16 protein-coding genes are annotated in these 21,274 nt (G+C 41.8%); 4 read left to right on the top strand and 12 right to left on the bottom strand.

Going from position 1 to position 21,274, the window contains the following annotated elements; translation table 11 throughout:
- Positions 1-152 precede the first annotated feature (152 nt).
- The 10 genes from QNM18_RS19910 to QNM18_RS19865 form a co-directional block, all read right to left on the bottom strand.
- Complete coding sequence (locus QNM18_RS19910; RefSeq protein ID WP_023397888.1) at positions 153-1,607, bottom strand: SLC13 family permease; 1,455 nt, start codon at positions 1,605-1,607, stop codon at positions 153-155.
- A 183-nt stretch (positions 1,608-1,790) separates the two neighbouring features.
- The gene (locus tag QNM18_RS19905) at positions 1,791-3,311 is read right to left on the bottom strand and encodes a M28 family metallopeptidase (protein WP_211008603.1); all 1,521 of its coding nucleotides are present in this window, start codon (positions 3,309-3,311) and stop codon (positions 1,791-1,793) included.
- 62 nt (positions 3,312-3,373) lie between these two features.
- Positions 3,374-5,545 (bottom strand): M4 family metallopeptidase, encoded by a 2,172-nt coding sequence (locus QNM18_RS19900; RefSeq protein ID WP_284138235.1) that lies wholly within the window; start codon positions 5,543-5,545, stop codon positions 3,374-3,376.
- Positions 5,546-6,238: 693 nt separating this feature from the next.
- The gene (locus QNM18_RS19895) at positions 6,239-8,230 is read right to left on the bottom strand and encodes a TonB-dependent receptor plug domain-containing protein (protein WP_284138234.1); all 1,992 of its coding nucleotides are present in this window, start codon (positions 8,228-8,230) and stop codon (positions 6,239-6,241) included.
- A 134-nt stretch (positions 8,231-8,364) separates the two neighbouring features.
- Complete coding sequence (locus tag QNM18_RS19890; RefSeq protein WP_023397893.1) at positions 8,365-8,625, bottom strand: CBU_0592 family membrane protein; 261 nt, start codon at positions 8,623-8,625, stop codon at positions 8,365-8,367.
- Between the two features lie 154 nt (positions 8,626-8,779).
- The gene (locus tag QNM18_RS19885; protein WP_284138233.1) at positions 8,780-9,031 is read right to left on the bottom strand and encodes a hypothetical protein; all 252 of its coding nucleotides are present in this window, start codon (positions 9,029-9,031) and stop codon (positions 8,780-8,782) included.
- Positions 9,032-9,451 (bottom strand): DUF1761 domain-containing protein, encoded by a 420-nt coding sequence (locus QNM18_RS19880; RefSeq protein ID WP_247687178.1) that lies wholly within the window; start codon positions 9,449-9,451, stop codon positions 9,032-9,034. It lies immediately after the preceding gene.
- Between the two features lie 60 nt (positions 9,452-9,511).
- Entirely contained in the window at positions 9,512-10,033 is a 522-nt protein-coding gene (locus tag QNM18_RS19875; protein ID WP_284138232.1) for a response regulator transcription factor, read from the bottom strand.
- On the bottom strand, positions 10,030-11,265 hold the full coding sequence (locus QNM18_RS19870; RefSeq protein WP_284138231.1) for a sensor histidine kinase: 1,236 nt from the start codon (positions 11,263-11,265) through the stop codon (positions 10,030-10,032). The genes QNM18_RS19875 and QNM18_RS19870 overlap by 4 nt, the downstream gene beginning before the upstream one ends.
- A 79-nt stretch (positions 11,266-11,344) precedes the next feature.
- Positions 11,345-11,743 carry a nuclear transport factor 2 family protein gene (locus tag QNM18_RS19865; RefSeq protein ID WP_211008598.1) on the bottom strand — a complete coding sequence of 133 codons (399 nt, stop codon included), beginning with the start codon at positions 11,741-11,743 and terminating at the stop codon, positions 11,345-11,347.
- A gap of 138 nt (positions 11,744-11,881) precedes the next feature.
- Between QNM18_RS19865 and QNM18_RS19860 the strand changes: the two genes are divergently transcribed.
- Positions 11,882-12,955 carry a ketoacyl-ACP synthase III gene (locus QNM18_RS19860; protein WP_284138230.1) on the top strand — a complete coding sequence of 358 codons (1,074 nt, stop codon included), beginning with the start codon at positions 11,882-11,884 and terminating at the stop codon, positions 12,953-12,955.
- 283 nt (positions 12,956-13,238) lie between these two features.
- Positions 13,239-14,717, top strand: coding sequence for an aminoacyl-histidine dipeptidase (locus QNM18_RS19855; protein ID WP_284138308.1), 1,479 nt, complete (start codon positions 13,239-13,241; stop codon positions 14,715-14,717).
- A gap of 43 nt (positions 14,718-14,760) precedes the next feature.
- On the opposite strand, the gene QNM18_RS19850 is transcribed toward QNM18_RS19855, so the two are convergent.
- Both QNM18_RS19850 and QNM18_RS19845 read right to left on the bottom strand, forming a co-directional pair.
- Positions 14,761-16,125, bottom strand: a complete 1,365-nt coding sequence (locus tag QNM18_RS19850; protein ID WP_211008596.1) for a leucyl aminopeptidase family protein — start codon at positions 16,123-16,125, stop codon at positions 14,761-14,763.
- A gap of 159 nt (positions 16,126-16,284) precedes the next feature.
- Complete coding sequence (locus tag QNM18_RS19845; protein ID WP_284138229.1) at positions 16,285-16,650, bottom strand: hypothetical protein; 366 nt, start codon at positions 16,648-16,650, stop codon at positions 16,285-16,287.
- A 455-nt stretch (positions 16,651-17,105) separates the two neighbouring features.
- On the opposite strand from QNM18_RS19845, the gene QNM18_RS19840 reads away from it, so the two are divergent.
- Both QNM18_RS19840 and QNM18_RS19835 read left to right on the top strand, forming a co-directional pair.
- Positions 17,106-19,727, top strand: a complete 2,622-nt coding sequence (locus QNM18_RS19840) for a TonB-dependent receptor plug domain-containing protein (protein ID WP_284138228.1) — start codon at positions 17,106-17,108, stop codon at positions 19,725-19,727.
- Between the two features lie 38 nt (positions 19,728-19,765).
- The gene (locus QNM18_RS19835; protein ID WP_284138227.1) at positions 19,766-21,268 is read left to right on the top strand and encodes a tetratricopeptide repeat-containing sulfotransferase family protein; all 1,503 of its coding nucleotides are present in this window, start codon (positions 19,766-19,768) and stop codon (positions 21,266-21,268) included.
- Positions 21,269-21,274 lie beyond the last annotated feature (6 nt).

Here is a 21,274-nt window from a genome sequence, read left to right as displayed (position 1 = left end):
ATACATTAAGCAATTTGGTATTTATTATGGCAGGTAACAGGTAATCTTCGCTGATGCATTTCGCAATGGGAAAAGGACATGGAGGGTTTTATGATTTAAATAGAAACGCCAAGCTCCCCAAAACTGAACAGCTTGGCACATGATTTAGTTAACTAGAATACAAACACCCAACGAGCAACGGTTAATGTCAGAATGCTCAGTATTGCTATTGCTATAAGGTTCATTACAAATCCAGCTTTGATCATATCTTTAATTTTGATCTCTCCAGAACCAAAAACAATCGCATTAGGCGGTGTAGCAACTGGCATCATAAAGGCACAACTGGCCGCCATAGCAGCAGGGATTATCCATATTAAAGGCGTACCGGTAACCTGCTCTGCAACAGGACCAAGCAATGGTAAAAAGCCTGCCGCGGTTGCTGTATTACTGGTTAATTCAGTTAAAAAAGTGATTAGAGCAGCGACCGCAATAACACTTAATACCAGTGGAATTGCGCTGGCACCCGCAAGCAAATTGGCAATATACTCAGCCAGCCCTGAGCCCTTAATTTGACTGGCTAAGGTTAGACCGCCACCAAAGAGTAATAAGATCCCCCAAGGTACTTCTTTTGCGGCTGGCCAATCCATTACCTTTTGCTCACCTTGTTTGTCAGCTGGCAACACAAACAACAGGATTGAGGCAGCAACCGCAATCCCGGTATCTGTGATATTTAAACCAGTCCAAGTTTGCAAGTAGGGTCTTAACAACCAACCAAATACTGCAAACAAAAATACATACATGACATTCTTTTCAGCGATTGACATCGACCCTTGATCGCTCAACTGAGCAGAGAATATCTCAGTCATTTCAGTATTGTTTTGCTGTGGTGCAAGTTTAAATGCAAACTTTGTAAGCCATAACCAACATAAGATAATCATCCCAAATGTAAATGGCACAGCCACAATCATCCATTGACCAAAGCCAATTTGTATTTGATGGTTGTCCCATAAATACGCAACCATTAACGCATTGGGCGCAGTGCCTATAATAGTTCCAACCCCACCTAGGCTGGCACTATAAGCAATAGCCAATAGCAAAGCTTTTGCGTAGTTATCACAGTGCGCACCATTTTTTTGTAAAACGTGAATAACAGATAATGCAATGGGTAACAACATCAAAGTTGTGGCAGTGTTATTGATCCACATAGACAAAAAACCACTGACTAACATCATTGCGAGCACTTGATACTTGGGATTTGTACCACTTTTCAACATGGTTTGCAGTGCAATTCGTTTATGTAACTGAGACTTTTCCATCGCAATGGAAATTAGAAAGCCACCTAAGAACAGAAATATAAGCGGGTGAGCATACGCTGATGAGGTACTTTTTATATCGTTGATACCCGCCAAAGGCACTGCTAGTAGAGGCACTAGTGAAGTTACTGGAATTGGCACCGTTTCGCTCACCCACCAAACCGCCAGCCACATGGCAAGACCAGCAGTACGCCAACCTTGTTCTGACAAACCTTCAGGGCTTTGAGTAAAGCATGTTAGTAGAAAAAGAAAAGGGCCTAAAAATAGCCACAACTTATTGTATAGGGAACTGCCTTTAACCATTGTATCCGTCATTTATCAATTTTTTGTAATTATGAATGCTAATTAAGGAGGCAGTATGAATGAGCAAGCTGTAATCTACAAGACACCAAAAGCCTTAGGCAACATAAAAGCAAGCTTTTGCTCACTATATAGTTATACCAGTAATCAAAAATAGACCGCTGTACTCTATGAATACAGCGGCCTAGGCTTACATTTTTAGTTGGCAGTAATATTAAGCGTTACGCCAGATGCCTGCGTATAACCACGCAAGTCAAAGTACCAGGTCCCCGCTTCAGGCAATGACAATGTGCAAACTTCATTGTTTCCATAACGATATGGACGACAGCGATATTGGGATGTCGTTGATTGACTACCAAAGTTCACATACAGATCGGCATCGCCGGAACCGCCTGAAATGGTCACTTTGAGCTCTTTGTAGCCACTACCGATTGGTAAATTAGTACGCCACCATTGCCCAGACTCAACACTCACATCGGTAAATGTTTTTTGTATTGGTGTTGGATCTGTAGGTGGAGGAGGTGTACTACCTGCCGTTTTTGCCAGCTCAGCAACATAGGCACTGGCCAACTTGGCAAAATTTAAAGAGTGCTCCGCATTGTATTCCGTATCATTTGAAGAGTGGATCAAACGATTTGACTCTCTCATTCGAGACTCAAAAGGAAATGACGCAGGAAACCCTTGTTGATACCAAGATGCATGATCTGAGCAACCATAGCCACACCTATCATAGCCATAGCTAATGGTGCTCAAGTATGTATCTATTAGCTGGCTCATAAATGTATTTTGGGCACTGTTGGTATAGTCAGTGATGAGTACAATGTCATATTGGCCACCTTTGTGGCCAGACATATCAAATTGTGCCATGCCAACGACATTTTTCCCTGATGACTTGTAATCCTGTGCAATTGCTTTTGACCCCCTCAATCCCACTTCTTCCGCAGCGTACCCCATAATTTGCACGGTTCGCTTGGGTTTATAGTTGGTCTCTACTATTGCTTTGAGCACCTCACTTAGTACAGCTATACCAGACGCATTATCATCTGCACCAGGCGCGCGCCCCCCACTCGGATTAGATCCATTGATAGAATCTAAATGCCCGCCAATAACCACGATTTCATCAATTAACTCACTCCCAGGGATAGTGACAATAACAGATGGCTGAGCCCACGAATGCCCGTAGGATTCTACGGTGATATCAGCCCTTGAACGAGCCAAATCAGTCCAATGCTGTTTGACCCAGTTGGAGGCATCGACACCTGACTGCTGAGTGTAATATCGGTTATAAAAGGCCGTCATTGCACTTACAGTGCTATCCAGCCCAGTTGATGAAACCTTACTCATCAGGGCTTGCACGGTTTGTGGGTTGTCTATGGTATAAGCTAGCTCAGGCTGATTTGCGTGAGCATGTGCCAAAGCGCTCAAGTATGATTTGGCTTCTTGCTCACTTTCATGAGCGACAAAACCACCACATCGATGATAGTTTTCGTGCATAAAATGACTGACATTAACATGCTCTGCTTCATCAAGTAGCAATAAGTTCACCTCGGCATTATTCGTGGTGGACTGTGGGTATACTCGCCCTTTAATAGAGTTTTCTAATTGGTAATGCTGACTTGCTGGTGCGCCTAACGTTATCCATTTTTTTTCAGATGGTTCGCTTGAGAAACTAGGCTGTGAGAGGCACGCCAACAAACACATAAATGCTTTTGTACGCATAATGTCTCCTTTACATGACTTCGAGAAAAGGCGACACGAGGTCGCCTATCATTAAGAACTAACTAGTTGGCTTTGATATTTAGAGTTACACCGCTTGCGCTTGTATAACCACGTAAATCTATGTGCCAAGTCCCTGCCTGGGGGTTAGTAAATGAACATGACTCACTGTTGCCATTTTTGTATGGGCGACATTGATATGTTGAAGTGGAAGAGGCTGAGCCAAAGTTAACATACAAATCTGCATCTCCGCTGCCACCAGAAATTGTAACGGTAAGATTTGAATAACCCGCATTCAAAGATTGGGTATACCTTGCCCACTGACCACTAGAAACTGATATATTACTTTCAGTTCTATCAATTGGAGGCGTTGACCCGCCGCCTGTTGAATAACTACCTGTCAGCGTCACACCAGAGATTTGGTTCCACGCTTCCACCATCACATAGTAAGTACCAGCTTGAATTGTATTAATGGCACAAGTCTCGTTACTCGTTGACGAAGTACTCTTACAGTCGAAGCTTTGTAATGTAGGTCTGCTACCAAACTTGACGTATAAGTCAGCATCACCGGTGCCACCAGCAGTTTCGAATTTTAAGTTGGTCGCATCAGCTGGTACATTCAGCACAAAAAATTGCTGTGCCTTCGCAGCCCCACTGATGCCGGTGCGAGGTACGCCATTGCTTATTTCCTCGTCCGTTGGGGGAGTGCCACAATTGCTGCCTGAACTCAGTTGAGAATTTACACCGACTTGTGCCAAAGCAGCTTTAACGTCGTCAGGGTTGTAACCTAAATCACATGCAGCATCCATTACCCCATTACCAGCCAGATCCCAGTCGGTGCTCGCCGTCCAATACATCTGATTTGCCTTAGCCATTACAAGAAATGCTTTCTTTGTATCCCAACCCGTTGTGGTAGCTAAGTGATAGAAAGCTTTATTAAAAACACCTGACGAATGGTGTACATCCATACCTGAAGTAAAGTTGTTTTGATGATCAATTGAACGGCCATCTTTCGTCGGGTCGTTCATATACCTAAGCGCACCAGTCGCTTTGAAAATATCTTGCCCAACTAGCCAGTCATTAGTGCCTTTCATGTAAAATTCAGCGGCCTCACCGGCCATATCTGAAAAGGCTTCATTCAGTCCACCAGACTTATTGCGGTATACAAGGCCTGAATTCTGCTCCGTGAACCCGTGACTGACCTCATGCGCCGACACATCAAGGCTGACTAAAGGATAAAATCTATCCTTGCCATCACCAAACGTCATCGAACGCCCATCCCAAAATGCGTTTTCGTAATTATTGCTATAATGCACTCGCATTTGTAGTTGAAATGAGAGTGGCGCAGTGCCTAGCCAATCGTTGTACATATTGAAGACGACGTTACCAAAATAGTGCGCATCATTAAGCGGCGAATATGCACCATTAATTTCTTTCACAGTATTTTCTGGGCAAGTAAAGGAGTGAGCACTAGAACCACTGCTACCATGGTTAAGGTGAATAGTCTTAACGTTGGCATTGTTCATTGTACAGGTATTGCCTGATTGACTGACGTCTAAATGACCGTAGTCTGTGCCATAGTTGTATCGCCCAGTTTTTTGGTTTCCACCAGGGCCTGTTGCATTTGCATGCTGAATATTATCATAGCTAACCAATAACTCCCCCGTATTAGCATCAATGATCTGATACGGTCTAGAAGGCGATTCCCCATAAGTTACATAAGACACCTCATACACTAATCGAGCCTGATTGTTCTTGTCTATCCAAACTCCGAGTTGGTCTGCTTCGTGGAACTTTTGCAGTGCTTCTTGTGTACTTGATTGATTCGCATGTAGCATTGTTTTTGCTTGCGCTAGCTGTAAGCTTGGCTTAACAGAAGACAAATCTCCTTCAATACCATATACCGCTGCACCGTGAGCATGCTTGAACAATCCCTGCTCATCAAACGTCAAGCTCACAGTATCACCAATGACTGGGAGTCCTTGATACATTTGCTGATAACGATGTGTAACAGCCCCATTTTTGTGTTTAAACGTTTTTAGTACTTTTAGAGAGTCAGTTGCCGAGAGCCCTATCAATTGAGCAGCAGGTGTTGACAACACGCTCGGTGAGCCCGATTGCAACATAACATTCAAATTGTTCTGAATATTTAAATACTGCTTTTGCGCAGCGCCTGCTGTACAGCTTAATACAGCCAATGTGGCGAGAGTTAATTTAGTTATTTTAGGTAGTTTCACTTTATGCTCCTTGATTGTGTGTGTTTTGTATTCGGAACTAGTCCGAATGTGCACCATTTCATGAGTGCACAATTGAGCCTAGCCAAATGGAACAAAAAATAAACTATTAATTTACATATATTAAACCTTTGCGCCAACTCAATTTTTAATCAAAAGTTTCAGGTGGTTATAAAAAATCAATTTAGCTACACGGCTTGAATACACCTCAAATGTAAACAAATTACTACAGATAGAGTAAATTATTGTTAACCTTGTGAGTGTTTAGAGTACAAATTGCCTTCGAAAGAAAAAGTAAAACCAACTAAATAAGGGAATAAGTCAGAAATAAACTTAGCGCAATTTCATGCTACGTAATGTTGATGACAATTTTACATGCGCGTTTAAACATAGTGGGGGGCAATATTAACTAGGTAAAATGAGTTTGAAATTCCTAGATTTGCTTGTGGACGAGTTGATTTCTTACCTGAAATATCAGTCAGACTCGCAGCCTTTATTTAGTGAGAGCCGTATATTTCAACTTAATTTGGTGAGATATACTCAACAATCTTCAAAACAAGACTTGTGCATCCGCTTTCGAATAATCGAACATATCTCTAATTGGTATAAGTCCAAGGTCTGGGCGGAAGGTCAATCAAAATATACACCTACTCCGTACTACAACACGAAGGTTATGAAAACATGCACAACGCTAAGTTAGAATTCGTAAGTATATCTCAGTCTTATTTGCCTTCCTCTTTGGGGTACCCTGCCGTCATACCTCCTTGGGTCAAACGCATCAGTAGACTTGTCAAAGATATTTTGTACCTGTAGAGCGACGCCTTGCTCACTATCTACTTTCCAGCTAATAGTCGCACCTAACAACCAATGACTTGGCTGATTGTACGACGAAAACTCGGGATCATCTGGCAGAACTTCCGGTACCACTACAACGCCATCTCTCCATACGCCGTTTAGAGAGTACTGCATGTCACCTCGAGTATAGTTAAACACAACAGAGCCAAACTTTTTGTAACTCGGGTTAAAAGGTAGATCAATATACTGCGTAAATGTAGTCGACAGCCATGCGGTTTCACTGATATGCAAAGTGCCACTGAATTCATAGCCTTGCATACTTGTTTCAAAAACATTATCAAACGTAAAGCGTGATTGCGCCTCATCAACAGGAATAAGGTTGATGAAATCTTCTAATTCATTGTCAAAAATAACTAAGTCAAATTGCCAGTTGTCATCTTTTGCATGCCATACTAATTCAGTTGTTTTTAAGTACTCAGCTTTCAACTCGGGGTTACCCAAGGTCACTTCATCATTAGAGTTGAGCTCATTACTGACCGGTACTCTAAACGCTTCGCCGTACTGTAACTTAAAAGTGTGAACCGGGTTGAATTGATATATAACCGCGAGCCTTGGTGAAAGTTTGCGATCGATGTCAATTACATCATCATACCTCAACCCAGTAAACATAGTGATAGATTCAGATAGAGTATATTTTACTTGGGTGTACACTGCATATGAATCAAAATCAGCCTCAAGTGATTTAAATGGCTGATAATCGTTTATTACTTGGAATCCACCTAGATAATATGGTTCATCTACGAATACCTCTCCGGTTTGAGGATTATAGTAGTTGGTATAGACGTCCGCACGAGATTGCTCTTCCCATGAATACTCTGCGCCAATAATAATGTTTAGCGCTTCGTTGTACTCATAAATTGTTTCACTATTTAGAGTGATATCCCTTGATTGCCATCGCGGACCAACAAAAAAATCATGCGCTAATTGCAACTCTTCTGCACTGGCTATAAGGCCTGCATTTTTAATATCGTGTTTAATAAAATCGAGTCGAGTTGTATTTTTTATCGAGTCTTGCCAGGTTGAGTGAACTTCCAACTGTACACCTAAGTTTCTGCTCGTGTGTTCATTATCGCTAGATTCACCGGATAGGTTAATAAACTCATTCAACCGAGTCTCAGTATTATGCACAGCTAGTCGCCAATTTCGCCAATTGAGCTCTACTTCAACAAACCGGCCATCAATTGGGTCTCGAATTTCACTGTCAAAATACTTTTGTCCGTCATCTCGATACAATGACGTATTTGCCTGCAAAGTTAAACCATTTTCAAAGACATGATGCGCACTTAACGCTGCTTGATACATGCTGTTATTGCCCACAGCCGCCATCAATTGATTGTCATTTTTTTTGGTTACTATGTTCATCACGCCCAAAAATGCATTACTGCCATAAAGCGCAGAACCAGGACCTCGAATAAACTCCACTCTATCTACGACTTCAATTGGAATAAACGGTGCGTAAACAGAAGCCTTACCAAATGATGCGTCATTGAGTCTCTGGCCGTTGAGCATGACCAATACATTACCACTATCTAAATATATGCCTCTCGCATGCTCTTTTGGCACAGCACCAACCCAATCACCACGGGTAGACTGCATTCCAGGTACAAAATTCATTAATTCATACACGTTTGCCACACCGAGCAATTGAATATGTTGGCGATTAAAAACGGTCGTACTAGAGGGAACTGTGTTGGGTGTTTCTACGGTTTTAGTGGCGAGAGTGATATTTACATCCAGTAGCTCTTCAAAGCTCAGTTCAAACAGCTCTTCTTGCGAAGCGATTGCATTTAAACTGTAAAACGAGATAAAAATAAGCGGGACTGTTTTTTTCATATTGAGCCTGACTACTGATACCGCAACAAGCTCAATTTAAGTGAACTAATTCACCAAATATTGCTTACACAGTTACCGTTCATACAACTAAATAATACGCATGAAATGTAACTGTGCAAGTTTTTACTTAAGTTTTATGCCGCCTGTAACTTCTTTGCCTTGAAATACTTATACAATCCAATCATGGAAGCCGCTATCCAGAATAGCTCGATCACAAAGCTCGCCAAGTTAAAGTTGTAGCATAAACTTATAAGTAACAATATTGCACCAGAAAGGTTCATGAGGTTATATTTGAGGCCATCTGGTGTGACTTTTTCTAATTGCAGTAAGAAAAATGCACCAACTACAAGAAAAGTACCTGTCATACCAATTACGTCAAATAAAATATCAATCATGTTTTTGTCCATATATTTTGTGGATACTCACCCAAACACGCTGGCCCTTTTCCATGGGTAGGGTGACTTTCAATCGTTGAAACAGCACAAACCCTGTAATTATCTTAAAAACATGCTTGCGGTTACAGGATAATTGTCCTTAGTTTGGCAGTCGCTATTTAAAGGTTACTTTATTGCCAACAATTTTAAGTGCTGGTGCGCCTCTGATGAGTGTTTTTCTGGAAAATTCTTGCTCACATTGAGGGCAATGGGTTTGATTAGTTGTGTGGTCTACGCTAATTCGCTCTACAAAACACTTTATCAGACTGCCTTTGCCTCCTTTTCTATACTTAAACAATTTCGCTTTACACTTCGCACAGAAAATATCTACGGTTCTGGTAGGCCCTTTCTTATTTGGCTTAGCCACCTAGTTTAAACTCCCAATAACAAACCCAATTAGCGTAAATTGTAACGTGTGATACCCTGCATTCACCATAAATAATTTAAGCGGTCTTTGCTCAAACAAATAGCTAATACCAAAAGAGGTTGCAACAAATATAACCCCTATTGATAATCCAAGCACCATGGTATCCAGCACGGATGGGCCTTTCCCAACCACTACAGCCATCCCTATAGAAGCAACAATACAAAGCAGGAAAGATCCAAAAAAAATGACTTTATGATTCGCACTTTTTAAATCGAGCTCAGTTAGCCCAGCACCTTCTAACCAAGCCTGTTGAAACATCAAAGGCGAGTACCACAACCCTCCTAATAAAAAGGAGCTTAATGCAGCTAACACTACTGCCACTATGTTGACTTCGAATACATACATTAGCTGTTGTCCCATTGTTCCACTAATTTCAATTTAGTTAAAATCTATCAATAGAGCAATGTCTAGCCCCACCCGCTACTTTGAGACAGGTCGTTTTTGCAACTTTCGCTGTAGCGTTCTTCTGTGCATATTGAGCTGACGAGCGGTCTCTGAGACGTTGCCGTCATTAGCTTGAAGCGTTTGTTGAATATGCTCCCACTCCAATCGCTCTGGAGACATTGTCGACTCAAACGCGTTTTCCAGTTCCACATCTTCACCGCGTAGTTTTTTCGCTATCAACTTGGTATCGGCGGGTTTGGTTAAATAGTCATCCGCGCCAAGCTTGATTGCTTCAACGGCTGTCGCGATACTGGCAAAGCCTGTCAATAACACGAGTTTACAATTAGGCAAAGCCGCTCTTATTTGTTTGATGTGCTGCAACCCCGAAGAGTGCTCCAGCTTCATATCTAGCAATACATACTGAGGTGAAAACGCATTGCATGTGTCCAATATAGACTGCTCTTGATTAACACATTGACATTCGAACCCCATTTTAGACATACGGCGAGCGAGCGTATTCGAAAATGCCACATCATCCTCAATGATCAATAATTTCATAGTTCACCTATTATTGGTAATACAACGGTAGACAAAACGCCCCCCTCATCTAAGTTCTCTAATTGCAGCTCTCCATCTACTCTTTCAAGGGTTGCATTTGTCAACAATAATGCCATACCAAATCCGGTATCACTCTCGACCACGAATTTTCCCAAGTTTTCCAATTTTTGCTGAGCTATCCCTTTGCCTTGATCTTTAATCATCAAATGCCAATTTCCTCGCTGGGCATATGCTGTTAGCTCAATTTTGCATTTGCCAGCTCGTTCATTCGCTTTAGCTGCATTTACAATAAGATTGAGTAAAGCTGGTACAAGCATAGGATCGCCATTGACAACAACTGGCGAGGTTTGTTCAGAAATCGTGAGTGACTGCTCCGGGTATTGCAGCGTCATCAACTCCTCTAGTTGCTCCAAAACATAACTTGACGACTGAGACTGCTCTTGACGTTTTAACTTGAGCAACTCAGTCTGTGCCCTAAAGCCCTCTAACTGCACCCGACATTGGGATATTGGTGAATTCATTTCTGCGACAGCTGGGTGTTCAGGGAAATCTTCCTGAAGCTCTTCCAAAAGTAAGTTCAAATGCGCGATTGGCGTCGCTAACTGGTGTGTTACTTGAGCGGCAGCGCTGCCCAGCGCCAATAGTTGCTCTTGTTGTAATTGCTTTTCTCTTGTTTTTGCAAGTAAAGCCTCTCGCTCTCGTATCCTTTTGACCAAGATAGCGACAACACCAACGGTTACCACAACCATGAATACAAAGTTCACAAACATACCCAGTAAATGCTCTCCCATGTGCATACCATGGTGATGCATTGGCATAGTCACTGCCACATACAAATATCCGTATGCCAATAAAGCACTACTAGATACAAACAGCACATAACCTATAGACACTGTGACCGCAGCGATTATACAAGGCAGGAGTAACAATGAGACAAACGCATTACTCGCCCCCCCTAAAAAGGAGAGCAATAATGATAAGAAGACAATATCGGCCACCAACTGGAGAGTCATTGCTCGCTCAGATATTTCTCTGTTGCGGCGGTACATTATAATACTGAACAGCTGAAACAATGATTCTAAAGCAATAATTGTAAATACGGGTTGGTGCGGGATATTCTTATCCAGTAAAACTATCGAAATTAGTACCAAAATGAGTTGTAAAACTATCGCAATAGAGCGCAATAACAACAGTTGGCCGAGTGCCGATTGGGGAGAAAACGCTAAAACCATTGAGTCAGCCTAATTACAAATGATGCGTACTTTACCCTATAGATGAACCAACTGAAAGAACGTTTACATCAATCAATGTTTAGTCGTATTTCAGCACGAATTCAGGGCTAGGTGTCCCTTGATGAAATAGTAACTGCCAACCAGAAACATTTTGCCGCCAAAGAGACATCCGCAATGAGAATTGCAAATTACTATAGGCGTTTCTTCTATAGGCAGCTTGATAGGTTAACTGAGCTAATGTGTCACTGAGCATTTGTCCGCGGAAGTCCTGATTATAGAATTGCGGTACCTTTTCACTGGGCAATCGAGACAGAACATGCCGCTTATCAAACAGTAAGCCATTAGCCGATATTTCGTAAAAATCGTCATCCAACAACATAGATAGCCTTTCTTTTGACTCTCTCACATGCGGCTCGAGCAGCAGTCGCTCCAACGCGATAAGTTCATCAAGTAGTTCCTGAGTGATTTTTCGAATCATAAACAGCTGATATCTGACCTGTTTCTCACTTAATTCTAGTCAATTGCACTAAATCAACAAGGTATTCTTTGTGTGTAAATCAATAGTTTGTTATAAATATGCAACTCACCAAGTGGTCGGATTTGATAAAGAGACACTATGATATATGCAAAAATTACAGGTTGGGGAAAAGCGATACCACCTGCTTCTATCAGCAATGACGAAATCAGTAACATTGTTGATACCAATGACGAATGGATCACTACAAGGACAGGTATAAAGTCCCGTCGCGTTAGCCATGTTAGTACAGCCGAGCTTGCGACCATAGCCAGTAAACAAGCGCTAGCCTGTGCTGGTGTCGATGGAAAAGACATTGATTTAGTATTACTTGCTACTTGCACCCCCTCAACCATGGTGGCAAATACTGCATCATTAGTGCAAAAGAATATTGGCGCTTCTGGAGCCGCAGCCTGTGATACCAACGCAGCATGTTCAGGTTTCCTTTATGCATTACAAAATGCGACCGCGCAGATACAAGCCGGCATGATCAAAAAAGCTGTTGTAGTTGCAGCAGAGCGCATGACTTGGTATGTAAATTGGGCAAAACGAGACAGTGCCGTTTTATTTGGCGACGGCGCAGGCGCAGTAATTTTAGAAGCGAGCGATGAGCCAAGCGGTCTAATGGGCACTAAAACAGGCTGTGACACTGAAGATCGAGATATTTTACATATTACCAACTATGGTACCGACTTAAATAAGTATGAAGCAGTTGGCCCTTCCGATCTGCTATTCGAAGGTAGAGAAATATTCAAGCGTGCTGTCACTGGTATGAGCATTGCCTGTGATGATGTAATGCTGAAGGCAAATTTAAATCTTGACGATATTGACGTGCTTATTCCGCACCAAGCTAACTTAAGAATCATTCAGGCGATTCAAAAAAAGCTGGATATTGAAGATGAAAGGGTCATGGTCAATATCAATCACTACGGTAATACTTCAGCAGCCACTATTGCTATAGCCCTGTGTGAAGCAGTGGAACAAGGTATGATAAAACCACACGCAAATATTATGTCTGCGGCGTTTGGGGCTGGACTTACTTGGGCTGCCAGCTATATTCGCTGGGGTGAGCGAGTCACACCAATCGCAACATCTGACTATACCTTTCCAAACTGCGAGAAAACCGGCCTCGAGCTAGTCAAAGACGCAGTGCTAGCTTGCCAAAATATTGATTAACCAAGCCTAATAAGCAGCAACCCTGGGTTGCTGCTCGATATACCCCTAAATAGCTGTTAAAATACAACGAATACAGCAAAAATGTGTGTTCGTTAAAAACATGTCACAGATCTCTGAAAACCATCAGAAATAATGCCTATCTAACTAATTTTAAAGATGAGTACTCGTCTTAACAATTGTAAAATGCATTTGACTCATTCAAGATCACAGCTGTGACAAAGCAACTGATATTTGCTACCAACATTAAATTACTGACAACAAACGAGTTAATTAGGGGAATATGGTGTTTAAACCTCATTCAGAGATAAGCCAACTTGAACCACAAGTCGTATGGCAATTTTTTGATCAAATTTGTTCAATTCCACACCCATCAAAGCATGAAGAAGCGTTAGCACAATTTATCGTTAACTGGGCAACATCCCAAAATCTAGCAGTACGCAGGGATAAAACAGGTAACGTATTTATCAAAAAACCAGCGACATCTGGCATGGAAAACAGAAAGCCAGTAGTACTGCAAGCACATATTGACATGGTGCCACAGAAAAATGACGATACTGACCATGACTTCGTCACCGATCCTATCAAACCATATGTTGACGGCGAGTGGGTAACCGCTGACGGTACAACGCTGGGTGCGGACAACGGAATTGGTATGGCATCTTGTCTAGCTGTGTTGGCTTCAAATGATGTGGCTCATGGGCCACTTGAAGTCATATTAACTGTCGATGAAGAAGCTGGCATGACAGGTGCCTTTGGTTTGGAAGCTGGATGGTTGGAAGGAGAAATCCTGCTAAATACAGATTCAGAGCAAGAAGGTGAGATTTACATGGGCTGCGCTGGTGGTATCGATGCTAGCCTTACACTAGACATTCAAAGGCAGCCTGCATTGGCTGAACAAGTATATTTAGAGATCTCTTTAAAAGGCTTAAAAGGTGGACACTCTGGTGTAGATATTCACACTGGGCGAGCAAATGCCAACAAACTGCTTGCTCGTACTTTAAAACACCACCTCAATGGCATTGACTTTCAAATTGTTGAATTTAGAGGCGGTTCATTGAGAAATGCAATTCCTCGTGAGGCGTATACCACTATTGCAATTAATGATGCTGATGTTAATAAAGTCGCTGAGTGTATCGAGCATGTGCAGACTCTTATGCGCCAAGAGCTATCCGCGATTGAAACGGGCCTCACATTTACAACAACACAAATTCAACACCCCCTTTCACCTTTGACATCTGCATGTACTCAACAGCTACTCTCACTCCTTAATGCCTGCCCGAACGGTGTGGTTCGCATGAGCGATGATATTAAAGGTGTCGTTGAAACATCGTTGAATCTAGGCGTGATCACCACTGACAAAGACAGTGTTGAAGTTCTCTGTTTGATCCGCTCATTGATAGATTCAGGAAGAAAAGACGTCGAAGGAACTTTAGCATCTCTAGCTGAGCTAGCTGGCGCTAAAATTGAATTTTCAGGTGCGTACCCGGGCTGGAAACCTGAGCCAGAATCGGAACTAATACATATCTTCAGAGACATGTATGAAGGGATTTATGGCAAGAAACCGGATATCATGGTGATCCATGCGGGGTTAGAATGTGGATTATTCAAAGAGCCTTATCCAGAAATGGATATGATTTCATTCGGCCCAACAATTAAGTTCCCTCATTCCCCAGATGAAAAGGTACACATCGAGTCAGTTGGCTTATATTGGCAGCAAATGAAAGCCTTGCTGTCAAATATTCCGTTAAAAGCTGCTGAATAATACATTAAAAAACGGCTCTAAAAGAGCCGTTTTTTGCTTTTAGTTATCCAAATCGTTTTTGCAAGTAAGAGAAGGTTGCTCTCAATCCAAGGCCTTCACCACCTACTGGTCTGCCCGGCAAATGGCGAACATTCCAAGCCATCACATCAAAGTGAAGCCAAGGTGTTGTTTCTGGTTCTACAAACTCTTTTAAATACAAGGCTGCGGTGATTGAACCGCCAAAAGGTGTCGAACCGCAATTTGCGATATCAGCAATATCGCTTTTAAACAGCGCTTTGTACTGGTCAAACAATGGTAATTGCCAAACAGGGTCATTGAGCTCGAGACCTTCAGCAATGATGTCACTGGCAATTTGCTGGTCAGTACTATAAAAACCTGGCAATTCAGTACCTAGTGCAATACGACAAGCACCCGTCAAGGTTGCAAAGTCAATCAATAAATCTGGCTGCTCTGCTTGAGCTTCGGCCAATGCATCACATAAAACTAAACGTCCTTCAGCATCAGTGTTGTCGATTTCTACTGTAATACCTTTGCGCGTTACAATCACATCGCCAGGTCTAAAGGCATTTTTTGACACCGCATTTTCAACAGCCGGAACCAATACACGTAATCTAACAGGTAAATTTGCCGCCATGATCATATGCGCAAGACCAAGCACATGTGCCGCACCACCCATGTCTTTTTTCATATTACGCATCCCAGCAGCTGGTTTTAGGTCCAAGCCGCCCGAATCGAAACATACACCTTTACCGACCAATGTTAATTTAGGCGCATTTTCATCACCCCAAGTTAGGTCTAACAGCCTAGGCTTATTGTCACTTGCTCGTCCAACCATATGGATCGTCGGGTAATTATGCTCAAGTAACTCATCACCGATAAATTGCTTAAACTCACCACCAAACTGTTCACTAAGTTCAATAAATGTTTCCGCCAAATGTTGCGGCATCATGTCAGCCGCGGGCGTATTTACCAAGTCTCGAACTAGGTAAATACCAGCGGTTATATCTGAAACTTTTTTATATAACTTTGGAGCAGAAATGGCTAATTTAGCTTGAATGGGCGCTGTCTTTTTGTAAGCGCTATACTTATATGCGCCAAGGATATAACTAGTCGCAGCCCTTTCAATCAATGCTTCGTCGCCGATAAATTGATACACTCCTTGTGGTAGCTGCTTGGCTAAATCACCAGCTAGCCATTGATCATCAAGCGAATCAACTACACAGACAACACTTGATAGCGCTCCACTGGTCAAGTCCGGTATCAACAACACATTTTGACCTTCTTGGCGTGTCGCTAACACAAAGCTCTTCGTTGTTTGTGCATTTTCCGACAGCCAACCATCTAGTTGCGGTTCAGTGGTTAAATGAATTGGTGTTCCTTCTTGGGAGTGAACGAGTAAAGTACTCATACGTGCCTCTTGTTCTAAGTTGTATTGCCTCAAGGATAACAATAACGCGCGCACAATTCACTGTCATAAGGGTAAGTTTTTTCTGTATTTTTGTAAACGTAATGTCAAAAATTAACTGCCTGATAGCAAAGCACTTAATGGGACTAAGCAAGGGTTGTACTATTTCTTTCGAGACTCTTTTTTATCAGTAAATGAACTCGGTAAAACCTCAACACCAAACTTGTTACCTAGTGCGATAATTAGCGGGATCGTAATAGGGGCAAAAGGTAATATAGCAAAAACCCCTAAACCCAAACCTTTGAGCACATCTACAAATTGCTTGTTGGCAATTTTTAACTCTGATTTAGACGCATTCCCTAGCGTGTACCTTTTATAGATATCAAGCATTTCCTCTGTCTCTTGCTTCTCTTGAGCAAGCGCCTCTTTTAAAGCAATCAGCGTACGCCTTATTTTAAGCCTCTGCTTTCTTCTGCTAATCCGTGCAACTCGAATTGGCGCTTTGTGAACGACTTTTATTAATCGCATCGATATCCGAAATTAACTTATTTTTTGTCATTCTAGCAAAGTTCTATATAAAAAGCGTGTTGATATTTGGTCCAAAATACCGCTCAAACATACCCCACAAAACCATTTACATTACATTATCAAATTAATTATATTCCGGCCTTTTTGTGTTATAAAATCCCGCTATAATCAATATTTATATTGAATGTTCAGACAGCCTCCCCGCCTCACATTTAACAAAAATTACAAAATATACCCATCAAAGAAACAACACCGCTCAATTTACAGGCTAAAAAGACCTAAAATCGTCACAAATCAGAAATAAATGCAATTAAATCAAACAAAAGATTGAACTTAGCAAATTGGCTGCTATTTTTATAAATGTGTTAATCATTTGAATAAGTTCTTGAGAAAGCACGTTATTGCATATTGCAATTTAGTTTACAAAAAAAGTTTAGAAAAACTGGGGAAACAGGATGAAACTACAGAGATGCAAACTAAGAAATGCAATTCGATTTGCGATTTCTACAACTGCAGCAACCACAGCTTTACTTGCATTTGGCGTTCAAGCAGATGCCAGAGAAGAAGGAGCTAACAAAGACATTGAAAAAATAGCCGTGGTAGGTTCTAGGGCCGCACCGAGATCCGTCGGTGAATCACCAGTCCCGATTGATATCATTGGCGGTGATGAACTGAGCAAAGCTGGCGGTGACGATATGCTTGAGCTGTTGAAAGGCTCTGTGCCATCGCTCAACGTCCATGCAAACCCTATCAGTGATGCTGCTAGCTTAGTTAGGCCAGCCAACTTAAGGGGTCTGCCAGCAGATTCAACTTTAATACTGCTCAACGGTAAGCGCAGACACCGTTCTTCTGTCATTGCGTTTTTAGGTGGTGGTATTAACGATGGTGCACAAGGGCCCGATATTTCAGTTATTCCAAGCGTTGCATTAAAACAGGTAGAAGTACTTCGTGACGGTGCAGCAGCGCAATATGGTTCTGACGCCATTGCTGGTGTTTTGAACTTTGTATTGAAAGACGCGTCAGAAGGCGGAAGCTTCTCTGTCAAACAGGGTGAGTATTACGAAGGTGATGGTGATACCACCACCTTTGAAGGTAATGTTGGTTTACCATTTACCGATCAAGGGTTTGCTAATTTAAGTTTCCAATACAAAGAAGCAGATGCCACTAGTAGAAGTGTCCAACGACCAGATGCTCAAGCATATGCAGATGCCAATGTAGAAGGTATTAGAGACCCTGCACAAATTTGGGGTGCTCCAGAAATTAAAGACGACATTACGCTGTTTGGTAATGTCGGCCTTGAGCTCAGCAATAGTTCTGAGTTTTACATGTTTGGTAACTACTCAGAAAGAGATGTAAAGGGTGGTTTCTATTATCGTAACCCTCAAACTCGTCCTCAAGTTTATTCCAATGACGGCGGTAATACGCTGCTTGTAGCTGACTTAGATGGCGTAGGTACAGGCATAGGCTGTCCAACTATTAACCTTAAAGACTCTGATGGCAATCGCATTCAAAATGTTGCAACCATTGCTGCATATCAACAAATTGCAGCGGATACGGAACTAGGCCGTAACTGTTTTGCCTTTAACGAGATACTGCCAGGTGGTTTTACTCCCAACTTTGGCGGCAATATCACTGACACGTCTTTAACCATAGGTACCAGAGGTGACTTCACTGAAGGCTTCATGGAAGGCGGTTTTTATGACATCAGTGGCTCTGTAGGACGTAACGAATCACGCTACTTCATCACTAACACAGTGAACGCATCACTTGGTGCTGAAACACCAATGGAGTTTAGTCCTGGTAAATACATTCAATTAGAGAAAAACTTTAACTTAGATGTTTCTAAAGGATTCGATTTTGGCCTCGCATACGATGTGAACGTTGCTACAGGCCTTGAATGGCATGAAGAAACATTTGAAGTTATAGCCGGTGACGAAGCCTCCTTTATTGCAGGTCCATTGACTCAACAAGGCTTTGGTATTGGCTCTAATGGCTTCCCAGGTTTCCAACCTTCAGCCGCAGGTGAATATTCTCGTCGTAACTACGCTGCATACATTGATATCGAGACGCCATTCACCGATGATTTTTTAATGGGTTGGGCACTTAGGTTTGAGGATTATGACTCATTTGGTTCTACAACCAACTTTAAGATTATGGGTCAATATCAACTGACCGACGACTTATCAGTGCGAGGCTCTGTCAGTACAGGTTTCAGAGCTCCAACAGTTGGTCAAGCAAATGTGAGTAATGTTCAAACAAACTTAAGTAGTGGCGTACTAGTTGACTCGGCATTATTACCACCGACAAACCCAGTTTCAGAAATACTTGGTGGTACAGAATTACAGCCTGAAGAATCAGAAAGTTACACATTAGGTTTTGTTTATCAGACCGGAGATTTATTCTTAACGATCGACTACTACAACATCCAAGTAGAAGACAGACTTAGTCAATCTGAAAAAATCAATCTGACACCAGCACAAAAAGAAGCTCTCAAAGCTGATGGTGTGCCTAATGTGGATAGCATTGCTCAAGTGTCGTTCTTTACCAATGACTTTGATACCACAACACAAGGTGTGGATGTAGTTGCAAACTACTCAATGGATTTACTTGGTGGATTTGCCACGTTTAGCATGGCATACAACTGGAATGAGACCGAAGTTGATAAGTTCTCTGCAATCACTGGCGAATTTAAGGTAAAACGTTTAGAAAATGATTTACCTCAACATCGCGCAACTTACACTTGGACTCAACAGTGGGAAGACTTCTCAGGCTTTATCCGCTACAACTACTTCGGAGAGTATCAAGGTGTGCACGTCGACTATGATGCTACTGCAATCATGGCTGACCCAACATTCACAATTGATGCCGAGCTAACCTACTATGCGACTGAAAATATCAGTCTCACAGCGGGCGCTAACAACATCTTCGACCAAGATGCTGAAAAAGTTATCAACTTTGCTGAAGACGGTGCAACAGAGTTAACGCCTTCTAACAATTGGGGCGGGGTATATTATGAGACATCGCCATTTGGTATTAATGGTGGATTCTACTACGTCAAAGCAACATATACGTTCTAAACTTTATCTGTAACCCAGAAGCAAAAGAGGAATTAGCGATGGCTTTTTCCTCTTTTTATTTTTATCATGAAAATAAACAGCTTAATACCATGTTACTTTTAGACCGCGCCACAGAGCTACTCTTAGAAAATAGGCTTAGAGAAGCTGAGTTTATGTTCAAGCAAGTGCTTAAACAAAACCCTAAAAATGGCAAAGCTTTATTTGGCTTAGGGCGCATATGTATGCGCTTAGAGCAGTACGACAATGCCATATATTACTTAAAAAGAGCATGTGAACACCTGCCAAAAATGCTCGACCCACTGTATGCTTTGGCTGATGCTTTTATTGCTGTAGGCTCCCCAGTAGATGCCAAGACTGTATTAGAATATGCGCTCAGCGTAGCCAGACACAATGCGCAAATTCATTACCACTTAGGACAATTTTATTTAGACCATGGCTTTATCGACAATGCGTATCAGGTTTTTCAAAAAGGATTAGAATGCCCTTCTTCTGGGGTTTCTATATTCATTATATTCGAGCTGATGCAGTTGGCACCAACCAACGAAATCCCAGCATTAATGGAAAAGCTAACTGAATTTGAGGGAAAATACGAACACCCTAAATTTCAAATTATCGCTTATCATGCTTTTGCCACCGCACACCAAGCGTTGGGAGAATATAAAGAAGCATTTGAGTTTTACGATAAGGCTAACAAACTGCAACTCGAACAGTGTGAATTTAAAACAGCAGATATGGTGCCTTTTTTCAATCGTCTACTTGAAACTTGTAACAGCGACTTTTTTGACAAGCCAATAGACAAAGTGAAATCGACGTTTACGCCTGTCTTCATCGTTGGACTGCCTAGGACGGGGTCAACACTACTTGAACAAATACTTACACAGCACTCTCAAGTAGGCTCAATAGGAGAAAGTATCATAATCAGCGACAAGATAGTCCCCTACCTTGAAATGCGAACTGAGCGTGATTTTCCTGAATGTATATATGAAACAACAACATCTATGCTGGACTATTGTCGCAGTGTATATGTAGATGAAGTGAAAAAAAACAGAGTGCAAGAAGAGGCAGTAATAAACAAGCTACCAGCCAATTTTCAAAATATAGGGCTAATATACAAAATATTCCCAAATGCGCGATTCATACACTTAACACGCGACTTTAGAGCTAATGCGTGGTCTGTGTACAGCAATCATTTCGCAGAAAATGAACCTTACTTTTGTTCGTTAACTGAATTCCAGCTCTATGCAGACATTGAGCAGCAAGTTATGGAGCATTTTTCTTCTCATCTTAACAAAAGCATTTTTCATGTTAGTTATGAGACCTTGATCGATGACCCAGAGCGTACAATCCAAAAGCTTTTAAACTTTATTTATTTGAAATATGAACCTGAATGCATGGACTTTTACAAAAGCCGAAGCAAAGTTTCCACGTTGAGTAAAACTCAAGTGCGGCAACCTATCCACAGCCGTTCCCTAACACGCTGGCAAGCTTTTGAAACATACATTGAAAAAGAGTTGGGGCAACTCACCCCCAAGAAAAATTAACGTTAT

It is taken from the genome of Pseudoalteromonas obscura (assembly GCF_030135505.1).
In the GTDB taxonomy this organism is placed as follows: Bacteria; Pseudomonadota; Gammaproteobacteria; order Enterobacterales; family Alteromonadaceae; genus Pseudoalteromonas; species Pseudoalteromonas obscura.
This window is presented reverse-complemented; position numbering and strand designations above follow the sequence as displayed.

Excerpts from the sequence above, each read along its gene's own strand:
- QNM18_RS19910 (WP_023397888.1), bottom strand. The coding sequence starts at position 1,607 with ATGACGGATACAATGGTTAAAGGCAGTTCCCTATACAATAAGTTGTGG.
- QNM18_RS19905 (WP_211008603.1), bottom strand. The coding sequence starts at position 3,311 with ATGCGTACAAAAGCATTTATGTGTTTGTTGGCGTGCCTCTCACAGCCT.
- QNM18_RS19895 (WP_284138234.1), bottom strand. The coding sequence starts at position 8,230 with ATGAAAAAAACAGTCCCGCTTATTTTTATCTCGTTTTACAGTTTAAAT.
- QNM18_RS19890 (WP_023397893.1), bottom strand. The coding sequence starts at position 8,625 with ATGATTGATATTTTATTTGACGTAATTGGTATGACAGGTACTTTTCTT.
- QNM18_RS19880 (WP_247687178.1), bottom strand. The coding sequence starts at position 9,451 with ATGGGACAACAGCTAATGTATGTATTCGAAGTCAACATAGTGGCAGTA.
- QNM18_RS19875 (WP_284138232.1), bottom strand. The coding sequence starts at position 10,033 with ATGAAATTATTGATCATTGAGGATGATGTGGCATTTTCGAATACGCTC.
- QNM18_RS19870 (WP_284138231.1), bottom strand. The coding sequence starts at position 11,265 with ATGGTTTTAGCGTTTTCTCCCCAATCGGCACTCGGCCAACTGTTGTTA.
- QNM18_RS19865 (WP_211008598.1), bottom strand. The coding sequence starts at position 11,743 with ATGATTCGAAAAATCACTCAGGAACTACTTGATGAACTTATCGCGTTG.
- QNM18_RS19860 (WP_284138230.1), top strand. The coding sequence starts at position 11,882 with ATGATATATGCAAAAATTACAGGTTGGGGAAAAGCGATACCACCTGCT.
- QNM18_RS19850 (WP_211008596.1), bottom strand. The coding sequence starts at position 16,125 with ATGAGTACTTTACTCGTTCACTCCCAAGAAGGAACACCAATTCATTTA.
- QNM18_RS19845 (WP_284138229.1), bottom strand. The coding sequence starts at position 16,650 with ATGCGATTAATAAAAGTCGTTCACAAAGCGCCAATTCGAGTTGCACGG.
- QNM18_RS19840 (WP_284138228.1), top strand. The coding sequence starts at position 17,106 with ATGAAACTACAGAGATGCAAACTAAGAAATGCAATTCGATTTGCGATT.
- QNM18_RS19835 (WP_284138227.1), top strand. The coding sequence starts at position 19,766 with ATGGCTTTTTCCTCTTTTTATTTTTATCATGAAAATAAACAGCTTAAT.